The sequence below is a fragment of the Oscillospiraceae bacterium MB08-C2-2 genome (assembly GCA_035621215.1).
Taxonomy (GTDB): domain Bacteria; phylum Bacillota; class Clostridia; order Oscillospirales; family Ruminococcaceae; genus WRAV01.
Genome location: CP141729.1, coordinates 328,123 through 352,288, shown reverse-complemented (window position 1 = coordinate 352,288; position 24,166 = coordinate 328,123). Strand labels below are relative to the sequence as shown.

At 48.7% G+C, this 24,166-nt stretch carries 24 protein-coding genes, 1 tRNA gene and 1 pseudogene; 13 read left to right on the top strand and 13 right to left on the bottom strand.

The window, feature by feature from the left end; all coding sequences use genetic code 11:
- The first annotated feature begins 3 nt into the window (after positions 1 to 3).
- Genes U6B65_01490 through U6B65_01480 form a run of 3 tightly spaced genes read left to right on the top strand, consistent with a single transcriptional unit; the run spans position 4 to position 3,290 of the window.
- Positions 4 to 843, top strand: coding sequence for a purine-nucleoside phosphorylase (locus U6B65_01490; protein ID WRS27828.1), 840 nt, complete (start codon positions 4 to 6; stop codon positions 841 to 843).
- Entirely contained in the window at positions 840 to 2,153 is a 1,314-nt protein-coding gene (locus U6B65_01485) for an amidohydrolase (protein WRS27827.1), read from the top strand. Before U6B65_01490 ends, U6B65_01485 begins: the two co-directional genes overlap by 4 nt.
- 30 nt (positions 2,154 to 2,183) lie before the next feature.
- Positions 2,184 to 3,290, top strand: coding sequence for an S-methyl-5-thioribose-1-phosphate isomerase (locus tag U6B65_01480; GenBank protein ID WRS27826.1), 1,107 nt, complete (start codon positions 2,184 to 2,186; stop codon positions 3,288 to 3,290).
- Positions 3,291 to 3,398: 108 nt separating this feature from the next.
- On the opposite strand, the gene U6B65_01475 is transcribed toward U6B65_01480, so the two are convergent.
- Positions 3,399 to 3,569 carry an Arc family DNA-binding protein gene (locus tag U6B65_01475; GenBank protein WRS27825.1) on the bottom strand — a complete coding sequence of 57 codons (171 nt, stop codon included), beginning with the start codon at positions 3,567 to 3,569 and terminating at the stop codon, positions 3,399 to 3,401.
- Positions 3,570 to 3,670: 101 nt separating this feature from the next.
- On the opposite strand from U6B65_01475, the gene U6B65_01470 reads away from it, so the two are divergent.
- On the top strand, positions 3,671 to 3,868 hold the full coding sequence (locus U6B65_01470) for a hypothetical protein (GenBank protein ID WRS27824.1): 198 nt from the start codon (positions 3,671 to 3,673) through the stop codon (positions 3,866 to 3,868).
- 189 nt (positions 3,869 to 4,057) lie between these two features.
- Here U6B65_01470 and U6B65_01465 read toward each other — a convergent pair whose 3' ends face one another.
- From U6B65_01465 to U6B65_01445, 5 genes are all read right to left on the bottom strand, one after another.
- Positions 4,058 to 4,831 (bottom strand): nucleoside phosphorylase, encoded by a 774-nt coding sequence (locus tag U6B65_01465; protein WRS27823.1) that lies wholly within the window; start codon positions 4,829 to 4,831, stop codon positions 4,058 to 4,060.
- A 127-nt stretch (positions 4,832 to 4,958) separates the two neighbouring features.
- Positions 4,959 to 5,864 (bottom strand): ABC transporter permease, encoded by a 906-nt coding sequence (locus U6B65_01460; protein ID WRS27822.1) that lies wholly within the window; start codon positions 5,862 to 5,864, stop codon positions 4,959 to 4,961.
- On the bottom strand, positions 5,857 to 7,017 hold the full coding sequence (locus tag U6B65_01455) for an ABC transporter permease (GenBank protein ID WRS27821.1): 1,161 nt from the start codon (positions 7,015 to 7,017) through the stop codon (positions 5,857 to 5,859). The genes U6B65_01460 and U6B65_01455 overlap by 8 nt, the downstream gene beginning before the upstream one ends.
- Positions 7,007 to 8,539 carry an ABC transporter ATP-binding protein gene (locus U6B65_01450; protein ID WRS27820.1) on the bottom strand — a complete coding sequence of 511 codons (1,533 nt, stop codon included), beginning with the start codon at positions 8,537 to 8,539 and terminating at the stop codon, positions 7,007 to 7,009. Before U6B65_01450 ends, U6B65_01455 begins: the two co-directional genes overlap by 11 nt.
- A 344-nt stretch (positions 8,540 to 8,883) precedes the next feature.
- Positions 8,884 to 9,993, bottom strand: coding sequence for a BMP family protein (locus U6B65_01445; protein ID WRS27819.1), 1,110 nt, complete (start codon positions 9,991 to 9,993; stop codon positions 8,884 to 8,886).
- Positions 9,994 to 10,599: 606 nt separating this feature from the next.
- On the opposite strand from U6B65_01445, the gene U6B65_01440 reads away from it, so the two are divergent.
- A tRNA-Gln gene (locus U6B65_01440) sits at positions 10,600 to 10,673 on the top strand.
- An 873-nt stretch (positions 10,674 to 11,546) separates the two neighbouring features.
- Here the strand turns inward: U6B65_01440 and U6B65_01435 are convergent.
- The 4 genes from U6B65_01435 to U6B65_01420 all read right to left on the bottom strand — a co-directional run bounded on the left by U6B65_01435 (position 11,547) and on the right by U6B65_01420 (position 12,787).
- Entirely contained in the window at positions 11,547 to 11,822 is a 276-nt protein-coding gene (locus tag U6B65_01435; protein ID WRS27818.1) for a hypothetical protein, read from the bottom strand.
- 224 nt (positions 11,823 to 12,046) lie between these two features.
- A complete protein-coding gene (locus U6B65_01430) occupies positions 12,047 to 12,295 on the bottom strand; it encodes a hypothetical protein (GenBank protein ID WRS27817.1) in 249 nt (82 codons plus the stop codon).
- The gene (locus tag U6B65_01425) at positions 12,292 to 12,525 is read right to left on the bottom strand and encodes a hypothetical protein (GenBank protein WRS27816.1); all 234 of its coding nucleotides are present in this window, start codon (positions 12,523 to 12,525) and stop codon (positions 12,292 to 12,294) included. The genes U6B65_01430 and U6B65_01425 overlap by 4 nt, the downstream gene beginning before the upstream one ends.
- Positions 12,526 to 12,613: 88 nt before the next feature.
- Positions 12,614 to 12,787 carry a hypothetical protein gene (locus tag U6B65_01420; GenBank protein ID WRS27815.1) on the bottom strand — a complete coding sequence of 58 codons (174 nt, stop codon included), beginning with the start codon at positions 12,785 to 12,787 and terminating at the stop codon, positions 12,614 to 12,616.
- A gap of 172 nt (positions 12,788 to 12,959) precedes the next feature.
- On the opposite strand from U6B65_01420, the gene U6B65_01415 reads away from it, so the two are divergent.
- Positions 12,960 to 13,181: a helix-turn-helix transcriptional regulator gene (locus tag U6B65_01415; GenBank protein WRS27814.1), complete on the top strand. Its 222-nt coding sequence runs from the start codon at positions 12,960 to 12,962 to the stop codon at positions 13,179 to 13,181.
- Positions 13,182 to 13,213: 32 nt separating this feature from the next.
- Here U6B65_01415 and U6B65_01410 read toward each other — a convergent pair whose 3' ends face one another.
- Positions 13,214 to 13,480, bottom strand: a complete 267-nt coding sequence (locus U6B65_01410) for a hypothetical protein (protein ID WRS27813.1) — start codon at positions 13,478 to 13,480, stop codon at positions 13,214 to 13,216.
- Between the two features lie 235 nt (positions 13,481 to 13,715).
- Between U6B65_01410 and U6B65_01405 the strand changes: the two genes are divergently transcribed.
- Complete coding sequence (locus U6B65_01405; protein WRS28892.1) at positions 13,716 to 13,958, top strand: hypothetical protein; 243 nt, start codon at positions 13,716 to 13,718, stop codon at positions 13,956 to 13,958.
- Positions 13,916 to 14,362, top strand: coding sequence for a hypothetical protein (locus tag U6B65_01400; GenBank protein ID WRS27812.1), 447 nt, complete (start codon positions 13,916 to 13,918; stop codon positions 14,360 to 14,362). Before U6B65_01405 ends, U6B65_01400 begins: the two co-directional genes overlap by 43 nt.
- Positions 14,363 to 14,552: 190 nt before the next feature.
- On the opposite strand, the gene tnpA is transcribed toward U6B65_01400, so the two are convergent.
- Positions 14,553 to 15,023 carry an IS200/IS605 family transposase gene (gene tnpA / locus U6B65_01395; protein WRS27811.1) on the bottom strand — a complete coding sequence of 157 codons (471 nt, stop codon included), beginning with the start codon at positions 15,021 to 15,023 and terminating at the stop codon, positions 14,553 to 14,555.
- A gap of 132 nt (positions 15,024 to 15,155) precedes the next feature.
- Between tnpA and U6B65_01390 the strand changes: the two genes are divergently transcribed.
- The 5 genes and pseudogenes from U6B65_01390 to U6B65_01370 all read left to right on the top strand — a co-directional run bounded on the left by U6B65_01390 (position 15,156) and on the right by U6B65_01370 (position 18,879).
- Positions 15,156 to 15,341: a hypothetical protein gene (locus tag U6B65_01390; protein WRS28891.1), complete on the top strand. Its 186-nt coding sequence runs from the start codon at positions 15,156 to 15,158 to the stop codon at positions 15,339 to 15,341.
- A gap of 173 nt (positions 15,342 to 15,514) precedes the next feature.
- Positions 15,515 to 15,922: a hypothetical protein gene (locus U6B65_01385; GenBank protein ID WRS27810.1), complete on the top strand. Its 408-nt coding sequence runs from the start codon at positions 15,515 to 15,517 to the stop codon at positions 15,920 to 15,922.
- Positions 15,923 to 16,087: 165 nt separating this feature from the next.
- Positions 16,088 to 17,080 (top strand): hypothetical protein, encoded by a 993-nt coding sequence (locus U6B65_01380; GenBank protein WRS27809.1) that lies wholly within the window; start codon positions 16,088 to 16,090, stop codon positions 17,078 to 17,080.
- A 219-nt stretch (positions 17,081 to 17,299) separates the two neighbouring features.
- The gene (locus tag U6B65_01375) at positions 17,300 to 18,532 is read left to right on the top strand and encodes an IS256 family transposase (protein WRS27808.1); all 1,233 of its coding nucleotides are present in this window, start codon (positions 17,300 to 17,302) and stop codon (positions 18,530 to 18,532) included.
- A gap of 59 nt (positions 18,533 to 18,591) precedes the next feature.
- Positions 18,592 to 18,879: pseudogene (locus U6B65_01370) on the top strand (IS3 family transposase).
- An 84-nt stretch (positions 18,880 to 18,963) separates the two neighbouring features.
- Here the strand turns inward: U6B65_01370 and U6B65_01365 are convergent.
- On the bottom strand, positions 18,964 to 24,066 hold the full coding sequence (locus tag U6B65_01365) for a beta-L-arabinofuranosidase domain-containing protein (GenBank protein ID WRS27807.1): 5,103 nt from the start codon (positions 24,064 to 24,066) through the stop codon (positions 18,964 to 18,966).
- Positions 24,067 to 24,166: the final 100 nt, after the last annotated feature.

Here is a 24,166-nt window from a genome sequence, read left to right as displayed (position 1 = left end):
CCTATGAAATATCAGTTTGACTACGAGTATTTTAAAAAAAGTGCAGATTACATTCTGGAAAAGACCGGCTTCAAGCCGGAAATCGCCATTATACTGGGCTCGGCTCTCGGAAGCCTTGCAGAAGAAATTGAAAACCCCATTGTGATTGACTATGCGGATATCCCCAACTTTCTGGTGAGCACCGTTAAATCCCACGCCGGCAAGCTGATTTTGGGCAAGCTCTGCGGAAGAAATGTGATCTGTATGTCCGGGCGGTTCCATTTCTACGAGGGCTATGATTTTGAGCAGCTGGTGATCCCCATCCGTGTCTTTAAGCTGCTGGGTGTGGAGGCCACCATCCTCACAAACGCCGCCGGGGGCATCAACACCGGCTACAAGCCCGGGGATATTATGATCATCAACGATCACATCAAGCTGGCGGGTGCAAGCCCCCTGCGTGGTCCCAATGTGGAGGAGCTTGGCCCCCGGTTCTTCGATGTTTCGGATATGTATACCGCCCGGCTGCGGGAGATCGCCAAAAGGGCCGCCGCCAACATTGGGCTGGATATTAAAGAAGGCGTTTATTTCTTTGCCACCGGGCCCCAGTTTGAAACCGCCGCCGAAATCCGTGCCATGCGCATCATGGGCGCCGATGCGGTGGGCATGTCCACTGTCACCGAAGCTTTGACCGCCGCCCACTGCGGCATGAAGCTGCTGGGGCTTTCCCTCATCAGCAACATGGCCACCGGCGTGCTGGATCAGCCACTCTGCACCGGCGAGGTCAGTGAGGTAGGCCGCCAGACCTCCGGGCAGTTCAAAGCCCTTCTGCGGGAGATTATCAAGGAAATGGAGGCCTCCAAATGATATTTCGGAACATCAGCTATGTAGATGACCGCTTTGAGGTGGTCACCGATTCAAACATCGCCGTTGAAGGCAGCAAGGTGGCTTGGATCGGGCAAAATCTTGCCGAATACACTGGCCCCAAGGCCGAGGTTGTGGAGGGCGGCGGCAAGCTTCTGCTCCCCGGCTTCTACAACAACCACTGCCATGCCGCTATGACCCTGCTGCGGGGCTATGGAGAGGGCCTTCCTCTTGACCGCTGGCTCAATGAAAGAATGTTCCCCTTTGAGGATCAAATGACCGGCAAGGATATGTATTGGGGCACGCTGCTGGGCATTATCGAGATGCTCAAGAGCGGAATTGTCTCCTTCACCGACATGTATATGATTATGGAGCACATTGGCCCGGCTGTGGAAGAAAGCGGCATCAAGGCCAACCTGAGCCACGGCTGTTCCTCCTTTGATGACAGCAAGGGCTACAAAGACCTCAAGGCCTATCCCAGCACCCTCTGGCTGCTGGATTATGTGAAGGGTCTGGGGCATGACCGCATTATCTGCGATGCCTCCCTCCATGCGGAATACACCGCCACCCCTCGCTTGGTGCGGGAAGTGGCTGAGTTTGCCAGGGAGCATAACCTCCATGTGCATACCCACATTTCTGAAACCTTCTCCGAACACGAGGGCTGTAAGGAGCGTCACGGCGGCCTGACCCCCACCCAGTATTTAAACAGCCTCGGCCTCTTTGATCAGCCTACCTCCGCCGCCCACTGTGTTGCCGTTGATGAAAAGGATATGGAAATTTTGAAAGCCAAGGGTGTTACCGTCACCCATTGCCCTTCCAGCAATTTGAAGCTGGGCAGCGGTGTGGCACCGGCTTGGAAAATGCACCAGATGGGCATTAACGTGGCTATCGGAACCGATGGCGCCGCCTCCAACAACAACCTCAACGGGCTTGAAGAGGTCAATCTGGCCGCTATGGTGCAGAGAGGCTATCACCGTGAGCCTATGGCTATGGATATGGCCTCCACCCTGCGTATGGCCTGCCTGAATGGTGCGGCCGCGCAGGGACGAGCCGACTGCGGCTCCATCAAGGTAGGCAACCGGGCTGATTTGGTGCTTTACGATCTGGAAGTTCCCCATCTACAGCCTGTATTTGATCCCCTTTCCAACGTTTTGTTTTCCGCCCAATCCAGTGACATTGCCATGACCATGGTAGACGGAAAGGTTCTCTATAAAAATGGGGAGCTGACCACCATAGATCAGGAAAAGGTGCTGTTTGAATGCAAGAGCATTCCCCCGGTGATTCTGGCAAAGCTGGCCGCCAACCAAAAGTAATTCTATCGGAAAAATCAAGGAGGTACTGGAATGGAACGAGCAGATAAAGGCCTTGCGTTTATGCTCCAATATGAAAATGTAGCCTGGTATGAGGACGGTGCAGTCCGCATTCTGGATCGCCGCATTTACCCCGTGCGGGTGGAGTTTGTCACCTGCCATCGTCATGAGGAGGTAGCCAAGGCTATCGCTGATATGGTCACCCAAAGTGCTGGCCCTTACACCGCCGCCGGTATGGGCATGGCTCTGGCCGCCCATGAAGCCAAGGGAAAAACCGAGGGTGAGTTCCTTGCCTATATGGAAAAGGCCGCCTATACCCTTTCCCACGCCCGCCCCACCACCGTTCAGCGTATGGAGGCTGTAACCTACGGCTGTCTGGAAGCCGCCAAGGTGGCTCTTGCCGCTGGAAAGCCCGTTGATCTGGCTATCCGAGAGCATACAGTTGAAAGCCTTGACCGCCGCTACACCAAGATCAGCGTTATGGCGGAATATCTGGTGGATATGTTCCCTAAGAAGGGCACCATCATGACCCAATGCTTTGGTGAAACCATTGTGGGCCAGATGCTCAAGGTTGCCCGCAACCGGAACTATGACCTGAAAATCATCTGCCCCGAAACCCGCCCTTACTTCCAAGGCGCACGGCTCACCGCCAGCGTGGCCTATGATATGGGCTATGATGTGACCATCATCACCGACAATATGCCTGCTCATACCATGAAGGCTAAAAAGGTGGATGTGTTCACCTCCGCCGCCGATGCTATCTGCATGGATGGCTATGTGGTCAACAAGGTGGGCACCTTCCAGATCGCCATTTGTGCCCATTATATGGGTATCCCCTATTTTGCAACCGGTGCACCCGACAGGGGCCACACCACCATTGATACCGTTACCATTGAAGAGCGGGATCAGAGCTATGTTCTGGAGGCCATGGGCGTGCGCACCGCCATGGAAGGGGTTAAGGGCTATTATCCCACCTTTGATGCAACCCCGCCCCATTTGGTCAGCGGCGTTGTCACCGATAAGGGCATCTTCTCCCCCTATGATCTGGACCGCTACTACAAAAACGGAGCTGAGGGCGAATACGGCACCTACGGTCCTGCCAAGAAGGAAGATAAAATAGCGGATAAATTTCTCTGCTAAAAGTCCGACTATAGTAAAAAGGAGGCTACCCGAGGGTTGCCTCCTTTTCTATTGTGCGCTCAGCATATCAAACAATTTAATTATCATTACAACTGCATATCTCCTACTTTATCTTACAATAATTTCTCCATGCTCCTTTTCAAACTCAGCAATATGGTTTTTGATCAGCATTTCCATCTCTTTATTGGCAGAGCGGCTGTTCTGGTTGGCAATGTAACGAAGCTTATCCAGCAGGCTCAGGCTGATTCGAAGAGTGAATTGCGGTAAATTAGAAGGCATACAGATCATCCCCTTTGGTCTATGTTTTCCTTAATACTAAATTATTATTGACAACAAAGTGATATCACCTTATAATATATTTAAACTAAGGCGGTGAAATTGTGCCAAACTACAAAAAGCTCTACCACAAGGCCTTCAATGCTCTCACAGACGCACAGAGGTTAATCCAAGCGGCTGATCTGCTGCTGAAATCCACACAGGCTGAGTGTGAGCAAATGTTTGTTGAAACACCTCATGCATCCACTCTGCAATTAGCCCATAAACATAAAAAGCCCGCAGCCTCAGGCAAAATCACCTGAAAGCTGTGGGCCTTCTTCTTGCTATATAATGCCTACTGAACAATTTGAAAATGCGACAATAGCAATACTTTGACAGCGTTTTCAAACTGTTTAGGTGCAAGGTTTTTGGCGTCAGCCACAGCAAAAATTGCTCTGGCTGCAAATGCGCTTCGCAAAGCGCATTTATTCAGTGGATATTATATAAAAGCTTTATTTTCGGCGGTTGAAGCCTTCTTTGTTGATCACCGAACGGATAGCCTGCATGACAATGCGGATAGCATCGGTATGATCCCGCACAACCTCAGCGGGCATCCCGGCTTTCTCACGTTCCTTGTTCCAGATGCACAGCAGAATGGCAGCAGCCTTCACCCGGCGAATCTGGGCAACGGTGAACACAGCGGCGCATTCCATTTCACTGCACAGGCAGTTGGCGGCAATCCAAGCGTTGTATTTATAGAGAAGCTCCTGACTGGCCGGCATAGTGGCAGGGGCATGCTGGCCCATAAAGGAATCCTTGCTCTGCACCACGCCCACATGGTAATTGTATTTCATCGGTGCTTTTGCAGCATCCACCAGCTCACGGGTCAGCTCAAAATCCGGAACCGCCGGGAACTCGACCGGTACATATTCCTTGGAGGTGCCCTCCTGACGGATTGCACCGCTGGGAATAATCACATCCCCGGCACCAATGTGCATCTGCATGCCGCCGGTGGTGCCAATGCGAATAAAATATTCAACACCAATCTGGGTCAGCTCCTCCACCGCAATGGAGGCCGAAGGCCCGCCGATCCCGGTGGAAACCACCAGCACCCTTACACCGTCAATCTTGCCTTCCCAAGTGGTAAACTCACGGTTAGAAGCCACAAAACGAGGGCTTTCCAAGAACTTTGCAATGGTCTCACAGCGGCCGGGATCACCGGGCAGAATCGCAAATTTTGCGCCCTGCTCCTCACTCAAACCAGTGGATGACATAAATTTACCCATACCAAAACCTCCTAATCAAAAAACGCCATCTTGTTTGGATGCTTGCTTTGCCTCTTTTTATTTTTACAGCCTTATTGTAGCCTTTCACAGACAGGCTACAATGTCGTACAAGGTCAGTATGCTGTAATCAAGCCTTCTTTTGTTTGATACGCTGGCGAATTCCCACCACAATGAGCAGGATCAAAGTAATGATATATGGCACCAGCTGGGCGATCTTATCCTTGATGCCGAACATCAGCAGGAAGGAACCGGCCGCATTGGCAAAGCCGAACAGAAAGCTGGAGGCAATAATTTTCAGCGGATGGGCACCAGCCAAACTGGAGGCAATCAGAGCGGTAAAGCCACGTCCGCCAGACATGCCCTCCACGAACTGCACCACCTGCCCCAGAGAGAGCTGCATACCGGCGATGCCGCAAAGAATGCCGGTGGCAATAAAGGCACCATATTTATAGCGGTTCACATGGGTACCCATGCTCTGCGCCGCCTCCACATTTTCTCCCACCGCCCGAAAGCGGAAGCCAACCACTGTTTTATACATGATAATATAGATCAGAATAGCGATACCGAAGGAAAGAAAATCGATGGGATTCAGGTCTGAGAAAATCCGCAGAAACATGTTGTTGCTGGTGATGTTCAGCTTGGGCAGTGCCTCCATCTCCGGATCAAAATAGAAGCCGGTGGTGCCGAAAATAACCGGTACCATAAAAGCGGTAAAGCCTGCTGACCAGATGTTGGCCGAAATACCGGTAACTAGCGGGGGCACCTTAAAGCGTACGATAAAGGTAGCCACCAGCAGGGAAAAGGCAGTGGCCATGGCCATGGCAGTCAACAAAGCCAGCCAGAGATTCTCAAACCAATAGTTGCCCACAATGGCCCCAAAACAGCCAAAAAGAAGGGTGCCCTCCATGGCAATGTTAAACACTCTGACCTTTGCGCAAAGCCCCACCGCCAGTGTACACAGCAGAATCGGTGCCAATCCTCGCAGGGTACTGTTCAGGATAATCGCCAGATAAAACCAAAAGCTCTCATTCATGGTCATCGCCCCCTTCTGTCACCGCTGCCAGCCCATCCTGTTCCTGCTCCCGGCGGCGCAGAGTTCGCTGGCTTTTCTTGGTGGCAATATACCGGGCCAGCAGTCTGGCCGCCACCAACAGGGTCAAGGTGGCCTGAATAATTTTGGCGATATCCTGTGTGACATTGGTTTCACGGGCAACAACCGTACCTGCATACTGAATTGCGGCCAGCGCCAGTGAAATCAGCGCGGTGGCAATGGGGCGGTATCCGCCGATGAGAACGGCCATCAAGCCTGTCCACGGGTAGTTGGTCTGCTGCACCGCCTGATCCACAAAGCGGTACTGCATACCCAGAACCTCAAAAGCACCGGCCAAGCCCGCACAGGCCCCAGCGATAAACAGGGTCACATACATCACCCGGGTACGCCGTACACCTCCATACCGGGCAAAGTTGGAATTAAGCCCAACCATCTTGGATTCATAGCCGAAAACGGTGCGGTTCATAAAGAACCATGTGGCCGCCACCAGCAGAATGGCCACCAATAGACCCCAGTGAGGGGCATAGCGGGTCACCATCTTGGGAATACGGGCTGCCTCCTCCACCTGAGGCGTTTGAATGGCAATACCACCGCTGGAAAGATCCTTGAAAGGAAAGCCCACCAGATAGGAGCCAAACAAGGCCGCAATGGAGTTGAGCAGCAAGGAGCAGATAACCAGCGGCACCCGGAACTGGGTATCCAGAAAGCCTGCCGCCATGGAATAGACACCTGCCACTATAATAGCCACTACAATAGCTACCAGAGTCCTTACAATGCCCGGTGCGGGAAGATACAGTGCAGTGATAGCGGCGGAAATACCACCCAGAATCATCTGGCCTTCACTGCCGATGGTTTCGTAATTAGCCCGCCACGCAATGGCAAGACCCATGGCACAAATGATAATGGGGGTGGAGCGTGCCAGTGTGTTCATAATGCCGGGCAGATGAAACAGGGTTTTTTCAAACATTATGGAATAGACCTTCAGTGGGTTTTCTCCCGAGGCCAGAATGGCCAATCCACCCACAAAAAAGGCAATAATCAACGCCACAACCGGCTGACCGGCTTTCTCAAACAGCCAGAAGGCTATATCCCCGAGCGAGCGTTTCGCGCCGGAACGATTGTTTTCAGCAGACATTGCGTTTCCCCCCTGCCATCATCAGACCTAGTTTCTCCTCTGTGGCCTCCGCACGGGAAACCTCGCCCTGAATACGGCCATTATACATAACCAGTATCCGGTCAGAAAGGCTCATAACCTCAGAAAGCTCGGAAGAAATCAGCAGAATTCCCCGGCCTTCACCTCTCTGGCTGAGGATTTGCTTATGTATAAACTCAATGGCTCCCACATCAATGCCTCGGGTGGGCTCCGCTACCAGCAAAAAGGGAGAATTGTGGGTCATTTCCCGGGCAACAATCAGCTTTTGAAGGTTACCGCCGGAAAGCTCCGAAGCCTTTTGGCGAATACTGCCTACCTTAACGCCGAACTGCCGAACCATCTGCCAAGTCAGCTCCGCTACATTGCGCACCTTGAGGAAACCCTTTTTCTGATAAGTGGCCTGATTCTGATACCCCATAAGGGCCGTTTCAGAAACAGTGGCCTGCCCCGAGGTTCCCCACAGGTAACGATCCTCCGGCACAACGGAACAGCCACCCTCCCGGATTTCCCGAACCGGCCTATTGGTCATATCGGCTCCGCAGATCTCCACCTTTCCGCCGTCGGCGGAAATAAGGCCGGTGATCACCTGTATCAGCTCCGACTGGCCGTTTCCGGAAACGCCGGCAATGCCTACCACTTCCCCACTGCGAACCGAGAGGGAAATGTGATCCAGAAGGCACTTGCCATCCTCCGATTTAACCAAAAGCTCCTTGAGCTCTAAAACAGCATCGCCAAGGTTTGGGGGCGTGATCTCCCGCCGGGCCAGCTGGCGGCCTACCATCAGGTAAGAAAGCTCCTCCATGGTGGTGTCTTTTTTATCCAGTGTGCTGATCTGTTTGCCGCCCCGCAGGACCACAACCCGATCTGCAACCTCCATAACCTCGGCCAGCTTATGTGTGATAAGAATAATGCTGCGGCCGCTATCGGCCAGCACCCGAATTGTTTTAAGTAAATCGCCGATTTCCTGCGGTGTTAAAACCGCTGTGGGTTCATCAAAAATAATGAGCTGGGCATCCTGATACAGAACCTTGAGAATTTCCACCCGCTGCTGTATCCCCACCGTGCAATCGCCCATCCGATGAGTTGGATCCACATAGAGCTTATACCGCTCACAAAGATCGCACACAACCTTTTCCGCACCCTTTTTATCAAAAAAGGGGCCCTTCCCTGCCTGACCGCCGAAGCCTTTTCGGGGTTCACCGCCATAGATAATGTTTTCGGTGGTGGTGAAATTGGAAAACAGCATAAAATGCTGCTGCACCATGCCAATCTTATTGGCAATTGCCTGTGTCGGGCTGGATATATCCACCCGTTTTCCGTCGATGGTAATCTCACCGGCGGTTGGCTGCTCAATGCCATAAAGGATACGCATCAGCGTGCTTTTTCCCGCTCCGTTTTCCCCCACTATGGCCAGCACCTCGCCCGCCTTCACCGAAATGCTGATATCATCGTTGGCCAGCAGAGTTCCGTACACTTTTTTTATATGATTCATCTCCAGCTGCATACGCCCACTCCGTTCTGTACATCATCTACCAATCCTGCTTATGTTTGCTACAAATACTGCTATAGTTGTATAGGTTCAAAACCGCAGTGTGGTTTTAAACAGCGGCAATCCTGCCGCTAACCGCCAAAGGCGGTCTATACCCACTTCATACTCATCTACAGGCAAGGTGTGTTTGGGGGCGAAGCCCGAAGTTTCAAAAGTGCATAACGGTTTTGAAACTATAGTGAGTATATAATTTGAAATGCTGATGAGTATAAACAAATACGGCACAAATGCTGATCTGTGCCGTATTGCCTTTATACTTATAATTTCACTTCATGTTCTGAAATGGATACAAGCGTTTATTATTTCTCCAGCGGCACAGTCATATCAATTTTGCCATCGATAATTTCCTGTGCAGTCTGCTTGAGAATGTTCACCATTTCATCGGTGAAAACATCAGCGCGGCGGGGAGCGGCGCCCTCTTTGGTAACATACAGCATACCAACGCCTTTTTCCTTCAGGCCGTAGTAGATGGTCTCGTTGGACCAGTTACCCTGGCAGTAATCAGCAACCAACTGATAGAAAACCTCGTCGGTGTTCTTGATCTGGCCGGTGATGATGTTTTCGCCCTGCTCGGTCTTATCCACATCCTGTGTAGAGGTATAGAAGCCTTTTTCGGTAGAAGCTTCGATGATGCCGGTTTCACCCAAAGCGCAGGCGCCATTGATGAAATCACAGCCGGAGTTAAACATGTTGAGCGCGAAATCCTTTGCCTTGGCAGGGTCATTGTAGCTGCCGACAAAGGCCCACTGGATGGTGCTCTTATCAATTGTTTTGCCTACCTTGGAAGCACCGTACTCAGCGCCTTCGGCAAAGCCCCATCTCCAGTTGTAGGACTTCTGATTCTGGCCCACATGAACGGCGCCAAGCTTGCCTGTTTCAGAAACCATACCAGCCAGCATACCGATCAGGTAAGCGGCTTCCTGCTCGTGGAAATCGATGTTACGCACATTTTCCACCTCAGAGGTGGCATCGAACATGGCAAAGGTGCGCTCGGGGTATTCCAGGGCCAGCTTGTTGATGGCATCCACAGCGCCATATTCGCCGCCGATTACCAGATCAAAGCCATCATCCACCAAAGAGCGGACATTTTCTTCCACTTCATTGACGTCGTTGGATTCAATGATCTTGCCCTCAAAGCCATACTCAGCCTGAGCCTTTTCGAATCCGGCCTTGATGCCAAGCAGGAAAGGCTGGGTGGAGATTTTGTTGGTGGTTACAATGCCGATTTTGAGTTTAGAAGCATCTGTGCCGGCAGGAGCGGCACCTTCGGATGCGCCCTCAGCAGCAGGGGTACTGGCAGCAGCTCCGCCAGTAGAGGAAGCCGGAGCACCGCTGCCGCCGCATCCACCCAAAGCGGAAAGACACAACACACAGGTCAAAAAGAGGGCCAATGCTTTTTTCATCTTCATTTTGTTTTCTCCTTTAAATGGTGATTGTTATGTAGCACCGGAAAGAAACAACAAATTCAAAGCCAAACCAACAAATTCAAAACTTTTCATAGTCATTATAACAATTTTGCCTCAGCTTGTCTATCCAAAAAAAGGATTCCAGCTATAGAAAAAATCACTAAAAGCAAGGGTTCTCGCGACCTTGCAGAAACGATGACAAAAAGTCAAATTAGAAGCTTGATGGAAGGCCCTAAACTGCTGCTTTAGCCGATGGCTCACCTACCCGCGCTGCCGGAGATAAACGCGCCCAAGAAATTTCCAACATAAATCCACAGAAATTACCAAGAACACACCTCATACCCCAAGAATAAATATATCCCCCATTACTGCGCATCGGTAATTATAGCATAATTATACGGCTGAATCCAGAAAAAACATAAAATTCTCTTATAGTCTCAAATAGCATGTTTAACTTCTCTTTTGCATTAGTTAATTTGCTGCTTTAACCCCCTAAAAACCCTGTTGGCACATGTCTTAAATCCTTTGCAGAAAATTATGGATAAAGTGTTGACAAAACCCTACTGACAAGCTATAATGATAAAGCTGTCCGGTTCACAATGAATATATTGCCCGATTGTGTAATGGTAGCACGACAGACTCTGACTCTGTTTGTCTGGGTTCAAATCCTAGTCGGGCAACCAAATTTGATTGTACTGCAAGAAAGTCTATGAAAATAGGCTTTATTGTAGTGCAATCAAATATATAAAAGGAATGGATGTAGGTCTAAGTACACCCATCCCTATTATATAAATGTTTGTGCATTGACATCAACGACCACCTGTGGTTTCAGGTGCATAGCTCCGCAGGCATCGTTGGCTAACGTATGTCGCAGATACTCTATCTTTTGTTTGGCAGACAGCTCGTTGCCGATGGCATACCACTCATCGGGGGAGAAGTATCATTATCTTTTTACAGGGTCTTGGCGATTCGATCCACCACGGATCGATTGAAAGCCGAATTGGCGCTCGTACCTTTGATGCAATCAATTTGACACAGAGAAATCTGTGCAGGCAGTCATGGCGCTTTCGCTTAAGTCGCTTCCCCGCTCACCACAGGGCTGTAAAAAAACGTACCGAGGATGTCAGTAGGATTCAGTTGTCAATGTGCGCCAGAGGGTCAGCAACGCTTTATAAGCAGAGCCTGTCCCACGCAGCAGTCCAGTTTTGTAAACAATGGTTGGACTGGATGCTGGATCTATTTAAACGCAAAACAGAGCGTCTAAACACAAAAATACAAGAGCCCACAGTTATTACCACACTTTGCCAGGCGGGATAACATCTGTAAGCTCTTGCAATATATTCAAAGCTGTGTTAAAATACACAGCATGAACGCTCTCACAAGTCTTAGCAGATGCTTCTACATCTCTAAGGCGCAAGTCTGGTTGCTGGTGTCAACAGCGGCCGAACTGTGGGGGTTCTTTTTTTAGACTTAGTTGGAGAAAACCAACTGGGTCTATATTAGTATGTTGCCCTTGATTTGTAAAGGGAGTTTGGGGCAAGTGTTATGCTTCTATATCATATATTTTTACAATTTTCGACTGCCCGATCTACCGCCTGATGAATCATCATGAGCTTTCGCTCCACCTGGGCCAGCTGGTTGATCCGATCCTCTAACTGCTTGAGCTGCTGCTCTTTCTGAGCGACAGCTTTTTTTATTTCCTTTTCCCGCTCCATGGAGTACCGCACCATGTTTTCAAACTTGTCAGCGAAAGTATCGCCGGGCTGCTGCTCCACATACTGGCGAATGCTCTCTTTCATCCGCACGGTGCGTGCAAACTCTTTCTTTTCCATTTCATCTTTCCTTTCGTGTAGCCGGATGTGCAGCGCCGGCCGCAGCTGGTCCGGATTGATAGTGGTTACAATGTAACCTGTGTTTTGTCCTGAAGGTGGGTGATCCGCCCGGGCCAGGAAGAAACGGGCGGTTACATGCAGTCGTGTTTTATACTATTCGTCCAGATGAATCCAGAAGTCTGCATGGGATGCGGTTTTCGGTTAAACCGCTCAAAACCTTCGGGCTATTCGCCAAGCTCCTTGTATATCGCCTTGACCATCTCACTAGAGCCGCCAATCAGTGCCAGTGTCTGCGCTACCCCGTAGGCTTCGCCTCTGTCCGTGTCAGACTGCCTCTGTTTGATTTCGGCATTAATAGAATCACCGGCAGCGCAGGCTGTTTCATATGATTTCCAATATTGGATGCTCTGCCGGGCTTTGGTGATGCCATGTTGGAACGCTTTGACTATGGCCGTTCTCTCTCTGGCTGTCATAAAGCCTCATTCTCCTCCATCTTTTGTTCTTCCGTCATGAATTTGCCTCCAATAACGGAAGGAAAGTATTCGCAGCGTATACCGCCTTTTTCTTCAACATACACCCGCCCTCCATTGCCGCCGGATCGGGAGCCGGGCTCACTCCATGAAATTAGGGTTACCGGCTCTCCCCGGAATGTTTGGGCCTTCATACCGACTGTGGCTGTTTGACCGTTAATGTATAGCTGCATCTTTAAATCCTCCATTCTGGCAGCGGGGCTTGTGACCCGTTCTTGCCGCATTACCGGCCCGAAGGCCGTCACTCTGCGTTGTATGCCCTTAAAGTGTGGCGTTGCGAACAGACAATACGTTACCCATACTGTCGTACTCTGTGATCACCCAGCCACCGCCGCCAAACTTATCTCTAAAAGTTTTGCGAGCGGTTTTATAATTGGCTGCCTGCACGCTGGTAAAGTAGCACCCCTGTTTGTTGGTCAATGTAAAAATAGCCATTTTATGCCCTCCTGTGTTTTGGTTGTCGTTCTTTCTATAGTTATGTTGTATCATATTTGATACGCTGATTCGACTGTTTATTGTAACAAATATAATACGTTTATTTTGTGAATAATGTATTTGATATGATACGCTGAGTGTGGTACAATATACCTTGAAAGGATGTGATGGGTTGCCTATCTCTTTTTCAAGGCTTAACACCGTGCTGGAAAGCAAGGGGCTAAATAAATTTTATCTGCGTAAAAACGGAATCAATCCCAATATGCTTAATCAGATATTGACCACCGGGAATACTGGCACGAAAACCATTGAAAAAATATGTGCCTTGCTCAACTGCCAGCCCGGCGATATTATGGAGTTTGTTCCAGATAAAGAAACAGGCGATACTAAGTAAAACTCAGCATCGCCCATAATCTATATTAATTGTTATTTCGCTACGGCCTTGACTACAATCGCATTCTCCAATGTAGTCTGAACTTCTGCAATGTGGTCCTGCAGCTCCTTAATGTTACGGTCAAGACCTATATGTCCCTCTGCGATTATTTTAATTTGTTTGGGCATATCCTCAAGCTTGGCTATGCTATCCCGCAGTGGCTTTATTTTATCTTCCAGTTTTTCTTCAATTATTCGTGCCGTATGTTGGCGTTCTTCTATAAACAGTTCCCGGATTGCTTGTAATGCTTCCTGATCCATCGTACTCACTCCCTTTGCAAGATAGTATATCAAATCTTAGATTCAAATTCAACCTGTAAGCAGGGCCACTTATCTAGTGGCTCTGTTTCTTTTTTATTCTCATGTATCAGTATTTATGATTCTATTCCAGCAATTGCCTCTTGCTTTATCTCTAAATTTAGCTATACTAAACAGGAACAATTGTTCTTATCTTGAGAGGTGAATTGCTTTGGATCGCTCTGTTTTGCATGTGGATATGAATAATTTTTACGCATCTGTCGAATGCCTGTACCGCCCGGAGCTGCGTAAGCTTCCGGTAGCTGTCGGTGGCGATCCAGAGCAGCGCCACGGGATTGTGTTGGCGAAGAACCAAATTGCTAAGAGGAAAGCTTTATTAAATCCATCGGGAATAGTCAAACAACTATCCGTGATCTGGAAAATGAAGAAGAGGTTAAAATGCTGGTCTATGTGCTGGCCGAGAGTGTTGCGGCCCGAATGAGGGAACATGGCTTTAAGGCCCGGACTGTTGCTATTAGTGTCAGTGATTCTGAGCTTATCGGTTACGGTAAACAGGGAAAAACTAAGCAACCCACGTTGCTGGCAACCGATATTGCTAAAACAGCCATGGAATTATTCCGACAATTGTATCGTTGGAAACATAGCATTCGAAGCGTTGGAATTAAAGCAACTGACTTTATGCTGGGTTCTGCACCGGTGCAGCTGGACATATTTGCAGACAGCCACAAGGCTGATAAGGAAGAAAAGATAGAAAGGGCGGTGGACATCCTGCGCCAGCGCTTTGGGCCTTACAGTATACAGCGGGGCGTTGTGCTGCAAGATACCAAACTCACCGGCTTTTCTCCCAAGACCGATCACGTTATACACCCGGTCAGTTATTTCTAGGAGGCATACTTATGTCAAGCAAGGTTTTTGTGGATGTGACAGCCAGTTTTGACATAAGTCAAAACCTCCGGCTAAGCCGGAGGCTTGAATAAGCCCTAGAAGGGCACAATACAGACAGTACCCCTAAAGGGGTCCCGAAAGATCTGCCATCCGCATTGCTTTCTCGGGCAACCCCTAAAGGGGTACGTTTTTATGCCTTGGTGTTCTTGCTACCCGTAAACGGGTCAGTGTACTCCTTGAGACTCATCTGATCGGATAGCTCATCTTCCTCCAATTGCTTTTTGATATACTCCTGTATCTGCTTTTTATTCCGCCCTACTGTATCCACATAATACCCTCTTGCCCAGAAATGCCTATTTCCATATTTGTACTTCAAATTTGCATGACGGTCGAATATCATTAAGCTGCTCTTCCCTTTTAGATACCCCATTATCTGCGATACACTAAACTTTGGTGGTATACTGATTAGCATATGGATGTGATCTGGGCATGCGTTCGCTTCTATAATTTCTACCCCTTTTTGATCACACAATTTCCTTAGGATAAACCCTATGTCTGCTTTAATTTCCCGATATATTACTTGTCTCCTGTATTTTGGTGCAAATACTACGTGGTATTGACATCTCCACTTGGTATGTTCTAAACTGTTTATGTCTTTCATTTAAAGACCTCCTCGATTTTTTAGTTAGGTTGGCAGACCTTAACTTTTAATATATCGGGGAGCTTTTTTCTTGTCCATACCTATAAGGTCTTTCTCCACCGGCAAAGCCGGTGGTTCTTAAGCAACGGAAACATCCTCCCACTGGTGATCCAGTGGGAGGATGGAAGGGAATTTAAGATCGATAGAATATTGGATGTGCGGCTGGCCGCCAGCTTAAAGGCAGGAGGCTGCGGGATTCGGTATACCTGCCGGATCTCAGGACAGCAACGGTATCTCTTTTTAGAGGAAAATCGTTGGTTTGTGGAAGGGAAGGATTAGAGAGGGTATAAGCATATTAGGCAATTCGAAACTTTCGACGGTTATGCCGATATTCTGATGCTTTTCTTATAGTAGCTGCTCTTTTCAAATACGCACAACGCGTTTCAGGTTTTTTACCTACAAATTGCCTCCTTGTGCTATAATGATTCCATTGAGTGGAGAGGGGGAATCCCATGCAATTCTGCTGGCTGAACCTGACAGGCTTTATGATTGTGACACTGATGATGATTCCCAATGTGATCTTCGCGCTCCGCAACCGTCACATAGAAAACAAATTCGCCTGCAAGCCTGTGCTAATCCTCGAGCAAATCGGGCGGTACTGCTCCATGACGTTGATGATTTTCCCTCTGCTGGTGTGGAATTTTGGCTTCGGATCGCCGGAGGCATTCGCCATTTGGACGACCCTGTGTGTGGTCATGCTGTTAACCTATTTCATATGCTGGGGCTTATACTGCCGTAAGCCGTCTCTGCTCGTAGCCATATGGATGGCGATTCTGCCCAGCGCTATTTTCATACTTCGCGGCGCATTTCTGCGCCACTGGCTGTTGACGGCGTCCGGCGTTACTGGCAAATATTTCTGATATTATATCTGAGATTAGATAAGGAGGGTGAAGAGCTTTATTCAACCCTAAGTTTTGCTAAGGCGGCTTTTAATGGCAAGATGGCTGTTATGATAAGATAAAGTCTTACCATGAGGGGGCTTCAATAAGTGGTTTTTGATATATATGAGAAAGGATGTCGGCAGGATGCGAACAAAGGGTTTTGTAGAACAGAACAATTATATAGAGCGTTTCTACCAGCGATCGGCACTGCACGGTGCAATTATCTTATTTATCAGTTTTATCATTATTTCTTTATGGAATAACCCCATAACACCGGATTTCGAAGTAGGCAGCCAAGCGGATTTTGATGCTTTTATTGACTCACGAAGTAAATACGCACAGCTTTCCTACTGTGATTATCTTAATACCGGCTACACCTTTGCAAGTACCGAAACACAAAACTTTGGAATATATGGAAACGGCACTTATATAGAGATTCCAACGGGCCACTCCAAAACAACCGTCTATTTCGTATATCTGGTCGGCTATGATGATAAAGCTGCCATTTATCTTAGAAAAGACGTCGAAAGGGCTCCATATCCCCCCTTTAATGGCGAGCTGATAATGAAATCATACGGACATTTTCAAAACTCTTACAATGATTTTATGAGTAATTTGTCGCAGGATATGGATATCTCTTTGGATATTCTACAGCAATCCATCTATCCAACGATACTGATGACCGGTCATAGCGCTGTTCTGGAACGTCAAATTACGGCGATGGTACTGCTTTCGTTGATCTGTATTACTTTTCTTGTCCTGCTTATCGTACAAAAATCAGCCTTCTTCAAAAAGCGATCAAAGCTGGGGCGGTATATTTCGGCCTATGGCGATTTTAAGACATTGGAAAAAGAGATTGATAGGCAAGCGAAGGAGCCTTTGAGTAAAGCATCTGATTTTATGGTCACAGAGGATTATGTATTTTTATTTAAAAATGGATGTGTGTCGCATCTGCTGAGGATATCCGACATCGTCAAGGTGAATATTACTGACGATCAGGTCTTTAGCGACGGGGATGTGCTGTATCTGCTACTGCTTACCACTAAAGAGTCTGCCTGTTCTGTTACAACATTCGAATTTGAAACCGCCCAAAGAGCAGCGGAGCTCATTCGGCATAAGTGTTCCGGAAGAGGGTGATTTCTCTTTATGGTAGGCGCAAACAGGCATGGTTTATCAATTGCCCAGAGTCTAAGTTTGAACGCCAAAAGCGGCTTACCCATTTTCACGAGTAAGCCGCTTTTGGCCGTCAAAATTCTAGGAGCAGTCGTCTGCCAAGCCCGTAGGAAGATAAGGTAGAATAAGTTGCGCAAATTTAAAAAGGGATAAAAAGAGACATAGTTTGCAGTCTTTGATAGAATGAAGTTACCACACCACCATTCTGAAAGGAGACAGCAAACCATGTCTGAGAGAATTGTACAGTTAAATGAGGAAGCAATCAAGGGGCAAATCAAGGAATTAGTGCGAGAGAGCGTGGAAGAAACGCTCAATGGGCTGCTGGAGGCCGAGGCACAAAAGCTGACACAGGCTGCCCGGTATGAGCGTAACGAGGAGCGGCAGGCATGGCGGAGTGGCCACTACCAGCGCAACCTTACCACCAGTTCCGGAGGAGTAACCTTGAATGTACCGCGACTGAAAGGCGTAACCTTTGAGACGGCTATCATTGAGCGCTACCGCCGCCGAGAAAGCAGTGTGGAGGAAGCCCTGATCGAGATGTATTTGGCGGGAGTGTCTGTACGCCGTGTGGAGGATATCACGGAAGCTCTGTGGGGCAGTAAGGTATCCCCCTCCACCATCAGTGAGCTGAACAAGAAAGCCTACGTCCACATTGAGGACTGGCGTAACCGTCCCTTGCAAGGCGGCAAATACCCGTATGTCTACGTAGACGGCATTTATCTGCGTCGCAACTGGGGCGGAGAATATGAGAACGTGGCCATCCTGGTAGCGATTGCGGTGAACGCGGACGGCTACCGCGAAGTTTTGGGCGCTGCTGAGGGAATGAAAGAGGACAAAGCAAGCTGGCTGAGCTTCTTTCAGTGGCTCAGGGGACGTGGACTTGAGGGTGTGAAGCTCGTTGTCGGGGACAAGTCTCTTGGCATGCTGGAGGCTGTGTATGAAGTCTTTCCCGATGCAAAATACCAGCGCTGCACCGTCCATTTTTACCGCAATATCTTCTCCGTTGTTCCCCGTTCCAAGGGGAAGCTGGTTGCCAAAATGCTCAAAGCCATCCATGCTCAGGAAAGCAAGGCTGCTGCACTGACAAAGGCCAAAGATGTGATTGCCGCCTTGAAAGACTTGAAACTGAAGGAGGCCGCCAAAAAAGTTGAGGACAGTGTGGAAGAGACGCTCACCTACATGGCGTTTCCCTTTGAGCATTGGACGCGTATTCGCACCAATAATGCCATCGAACGCCTTAACCGTGAGATTCGCCGCCGCACTCACGTAGTGGGCGCTTTTCCTGACGGAAACTCTGCCCTTATGCTGGTTTGTGCACGGCTGCGACATGTTGCCGGCACCCAATGGGGCAACAAGAAGTACATGAACATGAAGCATCTGGAGGCGACTATGGACGACGAATCATTGGCTGGTTGACCTTATTCCATTACAGGCTGCAAACTAATTTGCGCATAATTCTTGACACTACCCCATATGATCAGGGTTGGCAGTATTAGCAAAAACAATATCAACGGATGCTCAATGCAAAAGGTATACAACAGAGCATGAGCCGTAAGGGCAACTGCTTGGACAATGCCATAATAGAAAATTTCTTTGGCCATCTCAAAAGTGAGCTGCTTTATTTGCAAACCTTTGAGTCTATGGAACATTTCAAAATTGAGCTTATCGCCTATCTCAAGTATTACAATAATTGCCGCATCAAGGCAAAACTTGAGGGCTTGTCGCCTGCTCTTCACAGTCAACAAGCCCTCATGTCGGCTTAATCTAAAATATTTGCCTACCTTTTTGGGGACAGTTTATGGTTTCCTTGGGGCCTCATGTTTGTGAAAAAGGAGCATGGATGTCAGTTAAGCGGTAATGCGAATGGTAAACTGAGAAAATACACCATTTGCAGCGGTTACTTGAATGATGGCAAAGCCTGTTTTGTCTGTTGCACTTAGCAAACCGTCTTCATCAACTGTCGCAACCTCAGGTGTCAAGGAAGTCCATGTGACATCTTGAATGGTTGCATTGGCGGGATTAATCACAGCAGTCAGTTGGGTGGTATTGTTCCGCTTTACAGAAGAGCTTCCCCGAATGACGATGGATTCCACTTCAATTTCTTGTCCGGGATCTAGTTTCTTCAGATTAGCCATTGCAGCCTGCAATGCGGTGACGGCAGCATCCACAGTATCTTGAGTGGCATCGGCATCTTCCAGAACAGCATTTGCATTTACAAGTGCCTCTTCCAGAGCGCTCCAGCTGTCGGTGGTATACTCCTGCTCATCCAATTCGTGAACACTTACAACCAGCGCTTCAAGGACGCCCTTTTCCACCGGTTGCGGAGTTGGGTCTGTCTTCAGCCCGTCAATCGCTGCTTGCAGTGCATTCACAGCAGTGTCCACGTCTTCCTGTGTTGCATCGTCGCTGGCAATGATTGCAGTAGCTTTTGCCAGTGCCTCCTCCAACACAGTCCAGCTGTCAGGGGTATAATCGGCGCTGTCCAGCTTACCAGCGCTGGCGATCAAAGCCTCAAGTGCAGCCTTGTTGACAGGTTCCGGCTCTTCATACGAAGACCCCGTAGTCAATACAATGTTCCTGATCATCATGGTTGGATTTCCACAGTATGAATAGAAATAAACATTTGTATCGTTACGTTCCAGTGTCACGGTTGTGGAGATGTTGGTGAAGCTGCCGGTTGGTATGTTAAAAACCTTTCCTGCATCTGCGGCTGTGTTAGAGCCATACAGAAGTCCAAAGTAAACGGAGGATCCAGTAGGGTTCACGTCCATAGACAATTCGAACTCGGTACCAACAGGATACTCCGATACCAGAGAGGTAATGTTATACCGGAATCCGCTGGAAGTCCACAGACCATCTGTTGTATAATTCATTGCTTGATTGGCAGCGTCATATGTCACATTTCTCGCCGAATCCCGGCCTGTTACACGATTGATGTATCCTGCTGCAACCGTGTCATAGTCTTCCCGTGTTGCCATGGTATGGTTCAGCAGCTCAATCATAATAATCAGATTCTTAAGTGCATTGTTCAAATCTGCCTCAACAATATCCACTTCCACCTGAATCGCACTGCTATCACCCAGGACTCGCTCGACCTCACTCAGTGCATTCTGGAAAGCGGTCCAGCTCTCATCGGTATAGCCCTTGTTCGTCCTGTTCACGTTTGCATCATACAGCGCTTGAAGGTTGGTTTTGTCGACCGTACCAATGGGCTCCCCTTCTTTTACAATTCGGATGGAGTAATTGGTAAAGGTCGTGTGATCCTGTGCGGAAGAACGCAGCTTCAATAGCGTTTGTCCGCCAGTCAACCGGATTGTACGGGCAGAGGTATCATCAATCAGGATATTCCCTATGTAGACCAACCCGCTGCCTGTTGCGGGTGTTGCATTCATCCGCACCGTTTGCGTATTATCTGGAACGGTCAGCAAATAGGTTAAGGTGCTTCCTTCAAATGCAGGCGACAGTGTCCCCACATCAAATGCAAGTGCAGAAAGTTTCGAGTTGGTATCATAGATGCGTGATTTAATAATATTGATCCCGTAAACACCGCCTGCAATTGATCCCGTGGAAAGAAATTTGACGTTGATTGTCTCGCCAGTCAAATATTGTGCGGGAATCTCATCGACCTCATCATAGAACGCGGTGCTTCCATTTGCATTGGTAATGGTTACCGTTTTGAATTTCTCGTTGTTCAGATAAAGATCAAAGCTGCGTCCGCCGTCTCCACCATAGTAGGTAACAGCAATATAATGCTTGTCGGAACTTTGATCCAGCTTGAAGTCATAGCTGAACCAGCTACCGCTGCCTTGTGCATGTCGATATTGCCGGCCACTGTAGGTTCCAACCGAGGAGTTTCCGCCGGTTTGAAGGTTTTTGTCAAATTCATAGTTGTTGTTATCAAAGCTAAACAGGTAATCTGTACTGCGCTCAAGCTCGCGCTGAGCCAGCTTGTTGGCCAGAATGCGATCCTGTGCTGCTGCGGAGTCGGGCTCTTCAAAGAACATGTACAGACCATAGCGTTCGGTGTGCTGCCGGTAGTGCGGTGTATAAATCAGATCATCAGAATCGGTGCCTCTCAGCTGGAACTGCACCTTTCCTTCTTCACTGTCTTCAATGCGCACCATGTTTTCTGTAATGTTTTCTTTCCATTGAGCAACCGAATCATTCAGAATTACAATATTGGTCTGGGCGTTGGAATCCAGCGTACCGCGGCGCACAAGAATACCAGTTCCTTCGGAAGCGCTGATATTATAGGAGCCAAGGCCGGCGCTCAGAACGGTGGGGCCATATTTAAATGCAATAAAGTTGGGATCGTCCGGTGTATCGTAAGTGGTAACTTCCATTGGCATGGTGTAGGTAATGACATCGCCAGCAGATACTGTAAGGACAATATAATCCTTTTCCACAGCCGGCTCTGCGACAACCTGCCCATTTACGCTGAGAACAACGTCTCCGGCCAGCCAGTCCGGCTGACGCAGATAGAGCACGGTGCCTTCTGCCAGAGCATTGCCACTGATTGCACCCACCTCAAAGGTAACGACATCGCTGTTGGGCATATCTGCGGTCTGTGTCAGCTTCAAATTTTGCTGCTCATACTCAAAATCGGAGGAGAAGAACATATTCACGTAGACAGCCTTGTCCTTCGTAAAGTAAATCGAATCCCCTAATTTGGAAAAGCTCTCAACGCCAGTTCCGGCGCAGCACCAGAACTCATCGTGTGGGCGGTGATAAACCTTATTGTAGCCTGGGGCCATAGGCTGAAAATACATGGTTGTCCCCGTCTCAGGGCTCTGAGAGGAAAGAATTGCGTTGGTGTAGGTATTCTCGTAATAATCTGCATATTTCTTGTCCTGAGTCAGTGCAAACAGTGCACGGGAAAGCTTGAGCATATTGTAGGTATTGCAGGTCTCACAGGTTTCGCCGTTCCCGCTCACGCCGCGCTGTGTTGCATAAAATCCCAGTTTATTCGCCTCGCGGAAATGCTCCGACTGGCTGTTCCCACCAGTCACGTAGGTGTGGTGATTCGTAACAATGTCCCAGAAATTTTCCGCCGCATTGCGATACATTTCAAGCCCGGATTTTTCTGAATCGGTTAATTGGGCGTAATAATCCGGATTTTCCGTTAGTGTGGTATAGCGCTTCAGCGCACCGGTTAGCTTGGGAATCATTGTATTGGCGTGCTTGTTCTGAAGGATATCCGTTCCATTTGCCAGCTGCTGAAACAGCGTAATTTCATCAAAGCACTCTGCAGCGTATTTGATGTGGTCGTTTCCAGTCAAATCATACAGCACGTAGAGGGCCTCATTCATGCCGCCGTATTCTGTACCCAGCAGCCGGGCATTATTGGGCAGTGCACTCACACGGTTGTAGATGTATTCGCCAAACTCCGTGACCACTTCAAGTGCCTTTGCCTGAATAACAGGGTCGTCAACGTATTGATAGATGTGTGTCATACCTGCCAAGACTTTATGCAGGTTATACCACGGCACAATTACATTCTCATCGGAAGTTCCGGTTCCCTGAACCTGATCAAGGATGCTTTCCCGGAATGCAGAAACATAACCTGCGCTGGATGGATGTGTTGCAGCATAGGCATCCTGACATTCTTCAAGGCCATAGATTGCGTCGGAAATTTGTTGCAACAACGCAGCCTTTACTTCTGGATCATCGCTGCCAGCGTAGGACATTGCCAGCGCAGACATGTAGTGGCCAAAGAAATGTCCACGGAAATTGGTTGCGTTGCTGCGCTCCCAACCACCATACCCCGAGTCTGTGGGTGGGGTCAACCCGGCCACCTTGTAAAACTCATAGAGGAATTTCTTTGATGACATACTCAGAAGGTATGCCACCTCTTTTTCCCCTGCATTCATCAGATAATCATCATACAGAGAAACACCTTCAATTCCGCTGTTCTGCAATAGATTTCCACCTGTGGAAGCACCTATCGCCGCAACAGTAACGGTAAATGACCGGATAACCGTCTCGCTACCTGCGTAAGAGACGCTGGCTTCCAAGGTAACGGTCACGTTTGTGTCCTGTCGTGTAACCGCGCCATTTGTGGCAATTACATCAGGATGGGAAGAAGTCCAGCTTATAGCAGATCCAAGTCTTCCCACGGTTGGCAGAATCAGGTTGACTGCGGTGGTTGTGGGCAGCGCCAATGCTGCTGCGTCCTGAGCAGCCAATGTGTCGCCAACAGGCTCTCCAAATTCTTCGTAAAGCGCAACAACCTGGCTGGCTGAGGCCACTTGGCCAAACAGCTGAAACTCATCCAGCGCCGCCTTCATGTACCCCCCGTTATAGGAAGGTCCGTTGAATCCAATCGACTTCATGTCGCTTGTTGGATTGATGACACCAGGTGCACTGGCGCTGATTGCAGTCTGGATTTGTGATGTCTGCAGGATGCCATTCCGATAAAAATGCACATCTTTTGTCCCCCCATCAAAGGTAACCACAACATGTGTCCATTTTCCAGCCGGGAAAAACGCATTCCGATCCTGACTGACAACGACCTCATAAGGTTGGCTATTGCCGGATCCTACAGAAAGAATAAGGGGCTTATCCTGCTGTGAGGCAAGATACCAGCCATCGCTGTTGTATTGCACCTTATTCCAGGTAATTATGTGTTCATCCACCATTGCCGTTTCCGGTTTAAGCCAGAATGAAAGTGTAATGTTTTGAGGATGCAGGCTCACGTCGGTTCCCAAATTTATGTAGGTACCGCCTTTCAAGGAAATTGCCTTCCCTTCTTTGCTCACCCCTGAGACATACTCATAACCTGTGCCCACAATGGTTCCATCGTTGTTTGCATCGCTGGAATCCTGCACATTGTCTTCGAATTGCAGATGAAGAACAGGGTCTCCAAGTGATTCAGGTGAAGCACCCAGCACCGTTACCGCCTGGCTAAACATTAATATCCCTGCCAGCATAATTGATAAAATTTTTTTCATTCTGTTTCCACCTCTTCCCAGTTTTTTCTTTCTCGCCTTTTGTCTACATTATTTATCATATTGGATCACCTGTTTTTTTACAATGCATTAATTTTAGATG